16 protein-coding genes are annotated in these 14936 nt (G+C 69.5%); 14 read left to right on the forward strand and 2 right to left on the reverse strand.

Features of this window, described 5'->3' with window-relative positions; genetic code table 11:
* Window positions 1–75 precede the first annotated feature (75 nt).
* Window positions 76–2004 carry a threonine--tRNA ligase gene (gene thrS, locus AB0K73_RS05980; RefSeq protein ID WP_360512285.1) on the forward strand — a complete coding sequence of 643 codons (1929 nt, stop codon included), beginning with the start codon at window positions 76–78 and terminating at the stop codon, window positions 2002–2004.
* Window position 2005: 1 nt separating this feature from the next.
* A complete protein-coding gene (locus AB0K73_RS05985) occupies window positions 2006–2569 on the forward strand; it encodes an HIT domain-containing protein (RefSeq protein WP_360511613.1) in 564 nt (187 codons plus the stop codon).
* A gap of 46 nt (window positions 2570–2615) precedes the next feature.
* On the opposite strand, the gene pdxY is transcribed toward AB0K73_RS05985, so the two are convergent.
* Window positions 2616–3467 (reverse strand): pyridoxal kinase PdxY, encoded by an 852-nt coding sequence (gene pdxY, locus AB0K73_RS05990; protein ID WP_360511615.1) that lies wholly within the window; start codon window positions 3465–3467, stop codon window positions 2616–2618.
* Between the two features lie 7 nt (window positions 3468–3474).
* Window positions 3475–4818 carry an aminotransferase class I/II-fold pyridoxal phosphate-dependent enzyme gene (locus AB0K73_RS05995; protein WP_360511617.1) on the reverse strand — a complete coding sequence of 448 codons (1344 nt, stop codon included), beginning with the start codon at window positions 4816–4818 and terminating at the stop codon, window positions 3475–3477.
* 123 nt (window positions 4819–4941) lie between these two features.
* On the opposite strand from AB0K73_RS05995, the gene pdxS reads away from it, so the two are divergent.
* From pdxS to secF, 12 genes are all read left to right on the forward strand, one after another.
* Window positions 4942–5832, forward strand: coding sequence for a pyridoxal 5'-phosphate synthase lyase subunit PdxS (gene pdxS / locus AB0K73_RS06000; protein WP_360511619.1), 891 nt, complete (start codon window positions 4942–4944; stop codon window positions 5830–5832).
* A complete protein-coding gene (gene pdxT / locus AB0K73_RS06005) occupies window positions 5829–6494 on the forward strand; it encodes a pyridoxal 5'-phosphate synthase glutaminase subunit PdxT (RefSeq protein ID WP_360511621.1) in 666 nt (221 codons plus the stop codon). Before pdxS ends, pdxT begins: the two co-directional genes overlap by 4 nt.
* 34 nt (window positions 6495–6528) lie before the next feature.
* Window positions 6529–7158 (forward strand): hypothetical protein, encoded by a 630-nt coding sequence (locus tag AB0K73_RS06010; protein ID WP_360511623.1) that lies wholly within the window; start codon window positions 6529–6531, stop codon window positions 7156–7158.
* A 4-nt stretch (window positions 7159–7162) separates the two neighbouring features.
* Complete coding sequence (locus AB0K73_RS06015) at window positions 7163–7690, forward strand: DUF1697 domain-containing protein (RefSeq protein ID WP_360511625.1); 528 nt, start codon at window positions 7163–7165, stop codon at window positions 7688–7690.
* A 103-nt stretch (window positions 7691–7793) separates the two neighbouring features.
* Window positions 7794–8534 (forward strand): hemerythrin domain-containing protein, encoded by a 741-nt coding sequence (locus AB0K73_RS06020; RefSeq protein ID WP_360511627.1) that lies wholly within the window; start codon window positions 7794–7796, stop codon window positions 8532–8534.
* Between the two features lie 35 nt (window positions 8535–8569).
* On the forward strand, window positions 8570–9328 hold the full coding sequence (locus AB0K73_RS06025) for a YebC/PmpR family DNA-binding transcriptional regulator (RefSeq protein ID WP_360511629.1): 759 nt from the start codon (window positions 8570–8572) through the stop codon (window positions 9326–9328).
* A gap of 10 nt (window positions 9329–9338) precedes the next feature.
* The gene (ruvC, locus tag AB0K73_RS06030) at window positions 9339–9956 is read left to right on the forward strand and encodes a crossover junction endodeoxyribonuclease RuvC (protein ID WP_360511631.1); all 618 of its coding nucleotides are present in this window, start codon (window positions 9339–9341) and stop codon (window positions 9954–9956) included.
* The gene (gene ruvA, locus AB0K73_RS06035) at window positions 9953–10576 is read left to right on the forward strand and encodes a Holliday junction branch migration protein RuvA (RefSeq protein WP_360511633.1); all 624 of its coding nucleotides are present in this window, start codon (window positions 9953–9955) and stop codon (window positions 10574–10576) included. The genes ruvC and ruvA overlap by 4 nt, the downstream gene beginning before the upstream one ends.
* 11 nt (window positions 10577–10587) lie before the next feature.
* Entirely contained in the window at window positions 10588–11637 is a 1050-nt protein-coding gene (gene ruvB / locus AB0K73_RS06040; protein WP_360512288.1) for a Holliday junction branch migration DNA helicase RuvB, read from the forward strand.
* A gap of 69 nt (window positions 11638–11706) precedes the next feature.
* Window positions 11707–12093, forward strand: a complete 387-nt coding sequence (yajC, locus tag AB0K73_RS06045; protein WP_360511635.1) for a preprotein translocase subunit YajC — start codon at window positions 11707–11709, stop codon at window positions 12091–12093.
* Between the two features lie 63 nt (window positions 12094–12156).
* Window positions 12157–13896 carry a protein translocase subunit SecD gene (gene secD / locus AB0K73_RS06050; protein WP_360511637.1) on the forward strand — a complete coding sequence of 580 codons (1740 nt, stop codon included), beginning with the start codon at window positions 12157–12159 and terminating at the stop codon, window positions 13894–13896.
* Window positions 13896–14918, forward strand: coding sequence for a protein translocase subunit SecF (secF, locus tag AB0K73_RS06055; protein ID WP_360511639.1), 1023 nt, complete (start codon window positions 13896–13898; stop codon window positions 14916–14918). The genes secD and secF overlap by 1 nt, the downstream gene beginning before the upstream one ends.
* Window positions 14919–14936 lie beyond the last annotated feature (18 nt).

Below are 14936 nucleotides of genomic sequence, written 5' to 3' on the forward strand. Positions count from 1 at the left end.
TTCGTTTCGACTCACAGGGAGTAGACCACAGTGGCCGACGGCTTCGAGCTCTTCACCGATCGATCCGTTGTCGCGATGCGCGTCAACGGCGAGCTCAAGGACCTCGCCACGATCGTCACCGACGCCGACACCGTCGAGCCGGTGACGATCGACTCGCCCGATGGCCTGAACATTCTCCGCCACTCCGCCGCCCACGTGCTGGCGCAGGCCGTGCAGAACGTCAACCCCGAGGCGAAGCTCGGCATCGGCCCGCCCGTGACCGACGGCTTCTATTACGATTTCGACGTCGCCGAGCCGTTCACCCCCGAGGACCTGAAGACCCTCGACAAGGAGATGGCCCGCATCATCCGCTCGGGTCAGCGATTCGTGCGCCGGGTCGTGAGCGACGACGAGGCCCGCGCCGAACTCGCGCACGAGCCGTACAAGCTCGAGCTCATCGGGCTCAAGGGAGCTGCGGCATCCGGTGACGACAATGAGAGCGTCGAGGTGGGCGGCGGCGAGCTGACGATCTACGACAACGTCGACCCCAAGACCGGCGAGGTCGCCTGGAAGGACCTCTGCCGGGGCCCGCACCTGCCGAACACGCGCATGATCGGCAACGGCTGGGCCCTCACTCGTCTCGCCGCGGCCTATTGGCGCGGCTCCGAGAAGAACCCGCAGCTGCAGCGCATCTACGGCACCGCCTGGCCCACGAAGGACGAACTGCGTGCCCACCAGCACCGGCTCGAGGAGGCGGCGCGCCGCGACCACCGCAAGCTCGGGCGCGAGCTCGACCTGTTCAGCTTCCCCGACGAGATCGGCTCGGGCCTCTCCGTGTGGCACCCCCGGGGCGGCGTCGTGCGCATGGAGATGGAGCAGCACGCGCGCCGTCGCCACGTCGCCGACGGCTACACCTACGTGTACACCCCGCACATCTCGAAGGAGGACCTCTTCCTCCAGTCGAACCACCTCGTCACGTACAAGGAGGGCATGTTCCCGCCCATCCGCATGGACGAGGAGCGCGACCCCGAGGGCAACGTCATCAAGCACGGCCAGGACTACTACCTGAAGCCGATGAACTGCCCGATGCACATCCTCATCTACAAGGAGCGCGCGCGCAGCTACCGCGACCTGCCGATGCGACTCGCCGAGAACGGCACGGTCTACCGCAACGAACTCTCGGGCGCGCTGCACGGGCTCACCCGGGTGCGCGGCTTCACGCAGGACGACTCGCACCTCTTCGTCACCCCCGAGCAACTCGAGGAGGAGGCGACCAAGGTCATCTCGTTCGTCATCTCGATGCTGCGCGACTTCGGGCTCGACGACTTCGAGCTCGAGCTCTCGATGCGCGACGACGAGAAGGACAAGTGGATCGGGTCCGACGAGTTCTGGGACTACGCGACGAACGCGCTGCGCAACGTGGCCCGGTCGAGTGGCCTGAAGCTCACCGAGATGCCGGGGGAGGCCGCGTTCTACGGGCCGAAGATCGACCTCAAGACCCGGGACGCGATCGGTCGCACCTGGCAACTGTCGACGGTGCAGGTCGACCCCAACCTGCCCGAGCGCTTCGGCCTCGAGTTCACCGACCGCGACGGTCAGAAGAAGCGACCCATCATGATCCACCGGGCGCTGTTCGGTTCGATCGAGCGGTTCTTCGCCATCCTGCTCGAGCACTACGCGGGTGCCTTCCCGGTGTGGCTCGCGCCCGTGCAGGTGGTCGGCATCCCGGTGGCCGACGAGTACGCCGAGTACCTCGGCGGCATCATCGACGAGCTCCGTCGTGCCGACGTGCGCGCCGAGATCGACACGAGCGACGACCGCATGCAGAAGAAGATCCGCACGCACACGCAGCAGAAGGTGCCGTTCCAGCTCATCGCGGGCGAGAACGACCGTGCCGCCGGGACCGTGAGCTTCCGGTTCCGCGACGGCAGCCAGGAGAACGGCGTGCCGATCGCAGAGGCGGTCGGCCGCATCCGAGCGGCGATCGACGACCGCCGCCAGGTCATGACGAAGGACGAACTCTGACGTGAGCGCCTACCAGCCCGACGAGTTCGAGGGCGTGCCGACGGATGCCGCAGCCGACATCGCCGGGGTCCCCGACGCGTTCCAGCGGCTCTGGACGCCCCACCGGCTGGTGTACATCCAGCACGGCCAGCAGCCCGACGAGCACGCCTGCCCGTTCTGCCGTGCCCCTGAGCTGAGCGACGAGGAGTCGCTCATCGTCGCGCGCGGCACGCATGCGTTCGTGCTGCTCAACCTCTATCCCTACAACAGCGGTCACCTGCTGGTGTGCCCGTACCGTCACGTCGCGACCTACGACGAGGCGTCGCCCGAGGAGGTCGCCGAGATCGGCGAGCTCACGCAGATCGCGATGCGCACGCTCAAGCGGGTTTCGAGGTGCGACGGCTTCAACCTCGGCATGAACCAGGGCCGCATCGCCGGGGCCGGCATCGCCGAGCACCTGCACCAGCACATCGTGCCGCGATGGGCGCTCGACTCGAACTTCTTCCCGATCATCGCCGGCACGAAGGCACTGCCGCGCCTGCTCGGCGAGGTCCGGCACGAGATCGCCGAGGCCTGGCCCGTCTGAGCCAGGGTCTCGATACGGCGCTCCGCGCCGACTCGACCACCGTGGCTCAGCGGACCTGCCGGACCTCGAACTGCATCCGCGGGTGTGCGTAGGCCTCCTGCGACTCGACGAGCTGCAGCTCGCGTTCGCCCGACTCGAGGGTGTTCGCGAGCAGGTCGAAGACGCTCGATGCGGTGCGCGCGAGGGCGTCCGCCGCGTCGCCCGTGCGGCGGTAGTGCGCGGTGAAGAGGGCCGCCGTGACATCCCCAGACCCGTTCGCCTTCAGCAGCAGGTGCGGGGTCTGCACGATCCAGGCACCGCGGTCGTCGACGGCGAGCATCTCGATCGTGCCCTCCTCGCGGTCGGGCCGCTCGACGCTCGTGACGAGCACGGTGCGCGGGCCCGTCGCTCGCGCGAGATCGACCGACTCGAGCGTCGACTCGAGCGATCCGGGCTCGGTCTCCGTGAGGTAGCCGAGCTCGAACTGGTTGGGGGTGATGAGGTCGGCGGCGGGCACCACCCGGTCGCGCAGCAGCACCGGGATCGCCGGCGCCACGAAGCATCCGCTCTTCGCATTGCCCATCACCGGGTCGCACGAGTAGACGGCCTCGGGGTTCGTCGCCTTGATGCGTGCGACCGTATCGAGGATCACGTCGGCGATGCCCTCGGAGCCCTGGTAGCCCGAGAGCACGACGTCGATGTGCGGGAACGCCCCGCGGTCCTCGATGCCGGCGATCACCTCGCGCACGTCGTCGGGGCTGATCAGCGGCCCGCGCCACGCACCGTAACCGGTGTGGTTCGAGAAGTTCACCGTAGAGACCGGCATGACCTCGACGCCGATGCGCTGGAGGGGGAACACGGCCGCGGAGTTGCCGACGTGGCCGTAGGCGACGGCGGACTGGATGGAGAGGACCTTCACCCCTCGATCATTCCACTCCGGTCGGCACGAGGCGGCCGCCCGCCGCCTGCACGGCGGCCGCGATGTCGGCGGCGAGCCGATCGGCGTCGGCGTCGCCGAGATCGTGCACGGTAAGCCGTAGGCGCCGGCTCGCAGCGGGAGCGTCGGCGAGCACGAACTCGTCACCGGCGCGCACGAGCCAGCCGCGCCGCATCAGCTGCTCCGACACGTCTCGCGCGGGCACCGGAAGCGCGACCCAGAGGTTGAGCCCGTCGCCGGCCGCGGCGGGCACTCCGAGCGCGGTGAGCCGGGCGGCGAACGCGTCGTTGCGGGCGGCGTAGTGCGCACCCGCTTCCGCGATCCGCGCGGCGACCTCGGGGTCGGTCACGAGTGCGAGCACGAGCCGCTGCAGCAGGTGACTCACCCAGGTGGTCCCGGGGGTGAGCCGCACCGCGAGACGCTCAGCGGTCTCGGGGTCGGAGGCCGTGACCGCGAGGCACATGTCGGGACCGAGGAACTTCGACACCGAGCGCACGAGCGCCCAACGCCGGTGGTCGGGGCCGATGAGCGAGCGGAACGGACGGCGCGACAGCATCGAGAAGTGGTCGTCCTCGATGACGAGGACGTACGGATGCGCGCGCAACACGTCGCGCAGCTCCTCGGCACGCCGTTCCGACAGGCTCGCGCCGGTCGGGTTCTGCGCCCGCGGCGTGCAGACGACGGCGCGAACGCCCTGGTCGAGTGCGGAACGCAGACCGTCGACGGTCATGCCCTCGTCGTCCACGGGCACGGGCACCGCGCGATATCCGCCCACGCGAACCGTGTGGATGCTCGTCAGGAAGCACGGATCCTCGAGCGCCACGGCGTCGTCGCGCACCAGCGCCTGGGCGAGGAGTCGTTCGACGGCATCGGCCGCACCGCTCGTGATCGTGAGCCGCTGGTCGGCCGGTGCGAGGTCGGCACGCATCCACGCGTCCGCCCAGCGCTCCAGGCCCGGGTCGATGACCGGCTCACCGTAGAGCACCGGCCGGCCCGCCATACCGGCGAGCGCGCGCGACGGGTCGGGGATGAGATCGGGGTCGGGATTCCCGGTCGCGACATCGCGGAGCACGCTGTCGGCGGCGAACCCCTCCTGCGCGACGGACGACCGTCCGGCGACGTGCGTGCCGCCGCGGCCGCGGGTGACGACCATGCCCGCTGCGATGAGCTGCCGGTACGCCGCGACGGCGGTGTTGCGGTTCACGCCGAGGTCGTCGGCGAGGTTGCGCACGGGCGGCAACGGGTCGCCGGGCTGCAGCGCGCCGCGTTCGATGAGCGCACGCACGCTCGCGGCGATGTCCGCGGCCGATCGGCCGGCGATCTCGAGGGTCATGTCACCAATCCATGGGTGCTGCGAAGCGTGGTCCGGTCCATGCTATCTTTTTGGCCTAGGCCAAGCCGACACCGTGTTTGAGAAATTGCGCGAATCCGCGCCATCCGTTGAAGGGAACCCCTGATGAGCACTGCCCAGACCGGCTCCAGCCGTGTGAAGCGCGGCCTCGCCGAGATGCTGAAGGGCGGCGTCATCATGGACGTCGTCACGGCCGAACAGGCACGCATCGCCGAGGACGCCGGCGCCGTCGCCGTGATGGCGCTCGAACGCGTGCCGGCCGACATCCGCGCCCAGGGCGGAGTCGCCCGGATGAGCGACCCCGACCTCATCGAGGCGATCATCGCCGAGGTCTCCATCCCCGTCATGGCCAAGGCCCGCATCGGCCACTTCGTCGAGGCGCAGGTGCTGCAGGCCCTCGACGTCGACTACATCGACGAGTCCGAAGTGCTCTCGCCCGCCGACTACGTGAACCACATCGACAAGTGGCAGTTCAACACGCCGTTCGTGTGCGGAGCCACCAACCTCGGCGAGGCGCTGCGCCGCATCAACGAGGGCGCCGCCATGATCCGCTCGAAGGGCGAGGCCGGCACGGGCGACGTGTCCGAGGCCACCAAGCACATCCGCAAGATCGCGAGCGAGATCAACCAGCTGAAGTCGATGACGCGCGACGAGATCTACGTCGCCGCGAAGGACCTGCAGGCGCCTTACGACCTCGTGCTCGAGGTCGCCGAGACCGGCAAGCTCCCGGTGGTGCTGTTCACGGCCGGTGGCGTCGCGACGCCGGCGGATGCCGCGATGATGATGCAGCTCGGCGCCGACGGCGTCTTCGTGGGCTCGGGCATCTTCAAGTCGGGCAACCCCGAGCAGCGGGCCGCGGCCATCGTCAAGGCGACCACGTTCTACGACGACCCCTCGGTCATCGCGGATGTCTCGCGCGGTCTCGGCGAGGCGATGGTCGGCATCAACGTGGGCGACCTCGCCGCACCGCACCGCCTGGCCGAGCGCGGCTGGTGACCCTTCGCGACCAGTCGCAGGGCACCGAGGGGGCATCCGGTCCTCGAGTCGGCGTCCTCGCGCTGCAGGGCGACTTCCGTGAGCACGCCCGGATTCTCGGCATCCTCGGCGCGCGCGTGTCGCTCGTGCGCCGCCCGGAGGACCTCCACCAGATCGACGGGCTCGTCATCCCCGGCGGGGAGTCGACCGTGATGGACAAGCTCTCGCGTGCGTTCGGCCTCGCGGAGCCGCTGCGGGCGAGCATCCGGGCCGGCCTGCCGGTGTACGGCACCTGCGCCGGCCTGATCATGCTCGCCGACACGCTCCTCGACGCGATCCCCGGCCAGCAGTCCTTCGGCGGGCTCGACGTCGTCGTGCGGCGGAACGCGTTCGGGTCGCAGAACCAGTCGTTCGAGACGGATATCGACGTGCCCGAGCTCGGCGGCGAGCCCGTGCACGCGGTGTTCATCCGCGGACCCGTGGTGGAGTCGGTCGGTCCGGCGGCCCGCGCGCTCGCAACGATCGCCGACGGCCGCGTCGTCGCGGTGGAGCAGGGCGACCTGATGGGCACCAGCTTCCATCCCGAGATCAACGGCGACCTGCGATTCCACGAGTACTTCCTGACGAAGGTGGGCGCACGCGCGAGCTCCGAGCCATCCACGTCGCCGTCGTCGCCCATGTAGCGCCGCAGCCGCACCCCACGTCAGAGTGGGGGGCATGAAACTGTACTCGGACTTCGGCGGCAGGCGTGCGGTGCAGGTCATCGGAGACCTCCTTGCGCTCGGGATCATCGCGTCGGCGGTGTGGGCGGCCATGATCGTTCACGCGTTCGTGACCCGGTTCGCCGACCTCGGCCGGCAACTCGAGGAGGCCGGCACCGGATTCCGCGGCAGCATGACGGACATCGGAGAGGCCCTCGGCGAGGTCCCCCTCATCGGACCGGGCATCGCCGAGCCGTTCAACGGAGCCAGTTCCGCCGGAGCGACGCTCGAGTCCGTGGGTCGAGGGCAACAGGACATCCTCGGCTGGATGGGGCTCTTCGCCGCCCTCGGCATCGCGGCGCTGCCCATCGCGGCGGTGCTCCTGCTGTGGGTCGTGCCCAGGCTCGTGCGCGCCTCCCGAGCCGGGCGCACGGTCGCCGTGCTGAGGCGTCCGGGCGGCGCCGACCTGCTCGCGCTGCGCGCGCTGACCGATCGGAACCTGCACGGCGTCCTCGCCGCCGACCCTGATGCGGTCGCCGGGTGGCGGCGCGGCGACGCTGAGACGATCCGCGCGCTGGCGGCGCTCGAGGCGCGTGCCGTCGGCGTCCGTCCGCCCGACGCTCGGGCGGCGCGGTCGCTAGCCTGAACGAATGACGCGATACATCGCGCTCCTCCGTGGGGTGAACGTCGGCGGCATCACCATCCGGTCCGCCGATCTGCGACGGCTCTTCGAGGAGCTCGGATTCGACGACGTGCGCACGGTGCTCGCGAGCGGCAACGTCGTCTTCGGCGCCGAGCGAGCGGATGCCGCGAAGCTGAAGTCGCGCATCGAGCGCGCGCTCTCCGAGCGGTTCGGCTATGACGCATGGATCGTGCTCATCACGCACGACCAGCTCGCACGCGCGATCGATCGATTCCCCTTCGACGCCTCGGATGCACGTCGTCAGCCGTGGGTCGTCTTCTGCTCGGATCCCGCCGTGCTCGACGAGCTCCTCGCCGACACCGGTCGGTTCGACGCCGACATCGATCCGTTGGCGAGGGGCGACGGCGTCGTCTACTGGAACCCGGTGAAGGGCACGACCGTCGACACGCCGTTCGCGAAGCTCCTCGCGAAGGCGAAGTTCAAGCCGACGACGACCAATCGCAACCTCCGCACGCTGCAGAAGCTCCTCGGCTGACGAGACCGGTCAGCCGACGGCTCCCCGACTCAGGGTTTTCCCCGGGGTGATCGGCGGGCTATCTCGGGGGCGAGCGGCCGCGGCATCCGCTTCGCTGGAACCCATGACCGAACGCCATCCCTCGACCGGCGCGCCCACCGCGCCCAGCGCTTCCGGCGCCCCCGCCTCCACCTGCCGCAGCGACGACGTGGTGCTGATCCACCGCGTGTTCCGCCGGCTCTTCGGCGAGGCGCCAGGCCTCGTTCGCGACGTCGCGCACGGCGACGTCGACCGGGCCGCATTCCTCGCCCGCCACCTGCACGGACTCACCCGGCTGCTGCACACGCACCACCGCGCGGAGGACGCGTTCTTCTGGGACCGGATGGAGGAGCGCGCGCCGGCCTGCGGGCTGCATGTGTCGCTGATGCGCAGCCAGCATCAGGCGGTGTCCGAACAGCTCGACGTCATCGACAGTCTCGTCGACGTCTGGGCGACCGAAGCCGATGTGCTCGACGCCGAACATCTCGCCGTCGCGCTCGACGAGGTCGACCGCACGCTCACCCAGCACCTCGCCGACGAGGAACGCGACGCGTTCCCGGTGCTCGACGCGGTGCTGAGCGACGAGGAGTGGGACGAGATCCAGACGGAGGTCGGCCGCGAGCGGCCGCCCCTGCCGCTCTTCCTCCTGCTCGGGCTGATCATCGACGGCATCCCCGAGGGGGAGCGCGACGCCTGGATGACCCGGGAACTGCCCGGACCGATGCGCCTTGCGTATCGACTGCTCGGTCGCCGGCGCTACAAGCGGGAGCTGCGCCGACTCCGCCCCGCCGCGTCCTCGCGGGAGGGCGTGCGTCGGCTGGCCTAGAATGTCGGGGTACTGACCACCCAGACGGGAGACGCATGTCCGGGCATTCCAAGTGGGCGACGACCAAGCACAAGAAGGCGATCATCGACTCGCGTCGTGCCAAGTCGTTCGCGAAGCTCATCAAGAACATCGAGGTGGCCGCCAAGATGGGTGGCGCCGACCTCTCGGGCAACCCGACGCTCGTCGACGCCGTGCAGAAGGCGAAGAAGACCTCCGTTCCGAACGACAACATCGACCGCGCCATCAAGCGCGGCGCCGGGCTCACCGGTGAGTCGATCGACTACACGACCATCATGTACGAGGGGTACGGTCCGAACGGTGTGGCCCTCCTCATCGAATGCCTCACCGACAACCGCAACCGCGCGGCCGCCGAAGTGCGCACGCTGATGACCCGCAACGGCGGCACCATGGCCGACCCCGGCTCCGTCGCGTACAACTTCGCCCGCAAGGGCGTCATCGTCGTGCCCGCCGAGGGCACCAGCGAAGACGACGTGCTCGCCGCGGTGCTCGACGCCGGCGCCGAGGAGGTCACGAACGAGGGCGAGACCTTCGAGGTCATCACCGAGGCATCCGACATGGTCGCCGCCCGTACCGCGCTGCAGGCCGCCGGCATCGACTACGACTCCGCCGACGCCGCGTTCGTGCCCAACCTGAAGGTCGAGATCGACGCCGAGACGGCGCGCAAGGTCTTCCGGTTGATCGACGCGCTCGAAGACAGCGACGACGTGCAGAACGTCTACAGCAACTTCGATCTGTCGCCCGAGGTCCAGGCCCAGCTCGAGGCCGAGGACTAGGCCGATCGCCGTGCGTGTGCTCGGCATCGACCCCGGCCTCACGCGCTGCGGCGTGGGCGTGGTCGACGTCGAGCCGAACCGCACGGCGCGGCTCGTGGACGTGGTCGTGCTGCGCTCACCCGCCGACCTCGACACGCCCCGCCGGCTGGCTCGCATCGCCGACGGACTGGAGGCCATCCTCGAGGAGCACCGCCCCCAGGCGGTCGCGCTCGAGCGGGTGTTTGCGAGGTCGGACGTCTCGACCATCATGGGCACCGCCCAGATCTCGGGTGTGGCCATGCTCATCGCCGCACGTCGGGCGCTGCCCGTCGCGCTGCACACGCCGAGCGAGGTGAAGGCGGCCATCACTGGCTACGGGCGTGCCGACAAGTCGCAGGTGGGCGCGATGGTCGCCCGCATCCTCGGCCTCGATGCGGTGCCGAAGCCGGCGGATGCAGCCGATGCGCTCGCCCTGGCGATCTGCCACGCCTGGCGCACCGGCGGAGTGGCCGGTGCGGCCGTGCTCGACTCGGCCGCAGCCGCGGCCGCGGTGACGGATGCCTCGACGCTCACGCCGGCGCAGCGAGCATGGATCGCCGCGGAGCGCTCCGCCGCGGTGTCGGGTGCGGCCCGTAGGCTGAAGGAGTGATCTCCTCTCTTCGCGGTCGCGTGCTCCGCGCGGCAGGCAGCTCGGTCGTGATCGAGGTCGGCGGTGTCGGATTCCACGTCAACGCCACGCCCGCCCTTGCGCTCGCCAGCCGCGAGGGCGACGAGATCACGGTGCACACGAGCCTCATCGTGCGCGAGGACGCGCTGACGCTCTTCGGCTTCGCCGCCCGCGCCGAACTCGAGGTCTTCGAACTCCTCATCGGGGTCACGGGCGTCGGCCCGAGGTCGGCGCTCGGGGTGCTCTCGGCGCTGTCGCCCGAGCAGATCGCGGCCGCAGTGCAGGCCGATGACGACGCCGTGTTCCGCAAGGTCAGCGGCATCGGGCCCAAGACGGCGAAGCTCATCACCGTCTCGCTCGCCGGCAAGCTCATGGCCACCGCGTCCAGGCCGGCGGCTCCCGTCACGGTCGCCACGGGGGGCGTGGCCGAGAGTGTGCTCGCGGCGCTCACCGGTCTCGGCTGGTCGGAGAAGGTGGCGGCCGAAGCCGTTGACGAGACGATGGCCGCGGCATCCGACACCGAGGCGGCCTCGGTGCCCGCGATACTCCGCCTCACGCTCTCGCGGCTCGGGCCCGCACAGCAGGCCGGGCGGGCACGATGAACCGCAACGAGATGAGCGACGAGGCCCAGGACCTCGACCTCACCGACCCGGTGCTCGCGTCCGAGGCCGAGCTCGCATTCGAAGGTGCGCTTCGTCCGCGCAGCCTTGCCGAGTTCGTCGGCCAGACCCGCGTGCGCGGGCAGCTCCAGCTGCTGCTCACGGCCGCCACGCTGCAGCAGCGCACGCCCGACCACATCCTGCTCGCCGGCCCACCGGGGCTCGGCAAGACGACCCTCGCCATGATCGTGGCGCACGAGGGCGGCCGGCCGCTGCGCATGTCGAGCGGGCCGGCCATCCAGCACGCCGGCGACCTCGCGGCGGTGCTCAGCTCGCTCGTGCCGGGTGAGGTGCTCTTCATCGACGAGATCCACCGCATGGCTCGCTCCGCCGAGGAGATGCTCTACCTCGCCATGGAGGACTTCCGCATCGACATCATGGTCGGCAAGGGCGCCGGCGCGACCTCGGTGCCGCTCGACCTCGCGCCGTTCACGCTCGTCGGCGCGACCACGCGTTCGGGTCTGCTGCCGAACCCGCTCCGCGACCGCTTCGGGTTCACGGCCCACCTCGAGTTCTACGACGAGGCCGAGCTCGAACAGGTGCTCGCCCGTGCCGCGACCATGCTCGGACTCGACATCGACCGCGAGGCGATCGCCGAGATCGCCGGGCGGTGCCGCGGCACGCCGCGTATCGCCAACCGCCTGCTCCGGCGGGTGCGCGACTACGCGCTGGTGCATGGCGGCCGACCCGACGTCGAGGCGGTGCGCGCCGCGCTCGACCTGTACGACGTCGACCCCCTCGGGCTCGACCGGCTGGACCGCGCGGTCATGCAGATCATCCTCACCCGCTTCGGCGGCGGACCGGTCGGCTTGAACACCCTCGCCGTCTCGGTCGGGGAGGAGTCCGAGACGATCGAGGCCGTCGTCGAGCCGTTCCTGGTGCGGATCGGGCTCATCACACGCACCCCCCGCGGCAGGGTGGCGACGCCCGCGGCCTGGCGGCATTTCGGACTGTCGAACGAAGCCTCGGAAGGCGCAGCGACCCTTCCCATCGATGACCTATAATCCATGAAGGCGTGATCCTCAGCGCCCTCGACTTCGTGCGGCACACCGCACCGGAAGGTTTTCCCCCTCATGACGTTCGATCCGTTCACCATCATCATGCTCGCCGTCCTGGCGGTGCTGATCTTCTTCATGTTCCGCAACTCGCGCAAGCGGCAGGCCGAGGCTCGCGAACTGCAGACGAAGGTCCAGCCGGGCGCGAAGGTGATGACCAACTTCGGCGTCTTCGGCACGATCCTCTCCATGGATGAAGAGGAGAACCAGGTGCTCATCGAGACCTCGCCCGGCACGGTCCTCACGGTGCACCGCCAGACCGTCGCGCGTGTGGTGGAGCCCGTCGAGGCCGCTCCCGTGACCGAGGTGGAGCCGGCCGTGGGCGATGCGGGCCCCGAGTTCGGCGAGCGATTCGACGAGACCCCGGGCGACGAGAGGCCCGACACCAAGAAGTCGGACGACTGAAGCTCCCCATCGAGGCTCGGCCCGCGCGTGATCGCGCGGGCTCTTGCAGAGAAAGCAGAACACGTGGCTGCACCAACCAAGCGGTCATCGAGGCCGGCCCCCGTTCGTAAGGCCTGGCGGTCGCTGACCTGGCTCGGCGTGATCATCGTCGGACTCTTCGCGATCAACGCGGCCGGCGTCATCTGGGGCGGCGGATCCTGGTCGCCGAAGCTCGCGCTCGACCTCGAGGGCGGCACCCAGATCATTCTCGAGCCCCGGGTCGAGACCGGCCAGTCGGTCTCGCAGGAGCAGCTCGACCAGGCCGTCTCGATCATCCGCCAGCGCGTCGACGCGTCAGGTGTCGCCGAGGCCGAGATCAACACCGAGGGCTCCAACGTCGTTGTGCGCATCCCCGGTGAACTCGACGACCAGACGCGCAATCGCATCGAATCGTCGGCGAAGCTCGAACTGCGGGCAGTGCTGCTCGCGGATATCGCGACCAACCAGTCGATCGACCCGAGCGCCAGCCCCGCGCCGACCGATCCCGCCGAGGAGTTGGAGTCGACGCCCACCGCCGAGCCGACCGACGGCAGTGACCCTGCGTGGGTCACGCCCGCCCTGCAGGAGGAGTTCGACACGTTCGACTGCTCGACGCTCGACGAGGCGGACACGAACGTCGCACCGGCCGACGAGCCGCTCGTGACCTGCGATGTCGAACGGGAAGTGAAGTACCTCCTCGGCCCAGTCGAGGCGAGCGGCGAGAACATCGTCAACGCCACGAACGGCATGGTGACGACGCAGACCGGTGCCAGCACGGGCCAATGGGCGGTCAACATCCAGTTCGACGAGAAGGGCACCGAGGACTTCGCCAAGGTCTCGACGCGCCTCTTCGCACTGCAGGCCGAGGGAGCCAGCCCGCGCGACCAGTTCGCATTCGTGCTCGACGGCGCCGTGCTCACCGCCCCGCAGATGAACGGCGCCATCACCGACGGCCGCCCGCAGATCACCGGTAGCTTCACGCAGGAGTCGTCGAAGACCCTTGCCGACCAGCTGAAGTTCGGCGCCCTGCCGATCAGCTTCAACGTGCAGTCGTCCGAGACCATCTCGCCGACGCTCGGCACCGCACAGTTGCAGTCGGGCATCGTCGCCGGCCTCATCGGCCTCATCCTCGTGGTGATCTACACGCTCTTCCAGTACCGCGCACTGGGGTCGGTGACGATCGCCTCGCTCGCGATCGCTGCGCTCGTCACGTATCTGATGATCACCATCCTGTCGTGGCGCCAGGGCTACCGCCTCTCGCTCGCGGGCATCGCCGGCCTCATCGTCGCGATCGGCTTCACGGCCGACTCGTTCATCGTGTACTTCGAACGTGTGCGCGACGAATTGCGCGACGGTCGACCCCTGGTCGGGGCTGTGGAAGCCGGCTGGAAGCGCGCATTCCGCACTGTGCTCGCCTCGAAGGGCGTCAACCTGCTGGCCGCCGTCGTGCTGTTCGTCCTCGCCGTCGGCAGTGTGAAGGGCTTCGCGTACACCCTCGGCCTCACGACGATCATCGACGTGGTCATCGTGATCCTGTTCACGCATCCCATGCTCCAACTCCTCGCGCAGACGCGGTTCTTCTCGAGCGGCAACCCGTGGTCGGGCCTCGATCCGAACGCCCTGGGCGCCGTGTACCGCGGGCGCGCGGAGTTCCGCAAGCCGGTCGCGGTGCCCGCGACCAAGGTGGCGTCGAGCGCGAAGGAGGCGCAGAAGCGCCAGACCATCGCAGAACGCAAGGCCACCGCCGGCGTCGGCAGCGGCACGGGCGAAGGCAAGGAGTCCTGATGGCCAACCGGCTCACCACATTCGGCAACGATCTCTATACGGGCAAGCGTTCGTTCAACTTCGTCGGCGGCCGCAACAAGTGGTACGCGATCGCCGCGGTGCTGATCATCCTGTCGGTGCTGATCCCCGTGCTCCGGGGCATCAACTTCAGCATCGAGTTCCGCGGGGGTTCGCAGTTCCAGATCGCCGGCATCGAGGACGCCGAGCCCGAGCCGGCGATCGAGGCCGTGGCATCCGTCGTGCCCGACGCGGCCACTCGCGTGACCATCGTCGGCGGCGACGGTGTGCGCGTGCAGACCGACCAGCTCGAGCAGGCCGAGTCGCGCGAGGTCACGACCGCCCTCGCGGAGGCGTACGACGTGCCCGAGAGCGAGGTCACGTCGTCATTCATCGGGCCCAGTTGGGGGGCGGACGTCACGAGGCAGGCCCTCGTCGGTCTCGCCGCCTTCCTGTTGTTCGCCTCCATCATCATGGCGCTGTACTTCCGCACGTGGAAGATGTCGCTCGCGGCGATGCTGGCGTTGATGGCCGACCTCATCGTCACCGTCGGGGTCTACTCCACCGTGGGATTCGAGATCAGCCCAGCTGCGACGATCGGCATCCTGACCATCCTCAGCTACTCGCTGTACGACACCGTCGTGGTCTTCGACAAGATCCGCGAGAACACCGCCGAAGACGGCACGGAGTCGAGGCGCACGTTCGCCGAGTCGGTGAACCTCGCGGTGAACCAGACCCTCGTGCGCTCGATCAACACGAGCGTGGTGGCGGCACTGCCGGTGGCCGCGATCCTCTTCATCGGAGCGGGCGTGCTCGGAGCCGACACGCTCCGTGACATCTCGCTGGCGCTCCTCATCGGCATCGTCGTGGGCACGTGGTCGACGGTGTTCATCGCCGCGCCGCTGTACTCGCAGCTGCGCGAGGGCGAGCCGGCGATCAAGCGGCACGACCAGAAGGTGCTCAAGGAGCGCGAACGCGCCGGTGCGGCATCCGGCGCCTCGGCGGAAGCGGTACCCACCGCATGACGTTCGCCTCGGGCGAGC

The organism is Agromyces sp. NPDC052230 (assembly GCF_040679595.1).
In the GTDB taxonomy this organism is placed as follows: domain Bacteria; phylum Actinomycetota; class Actinomycetes; order Actinomycetales; family Microbacteriaceae; genus Agromyces.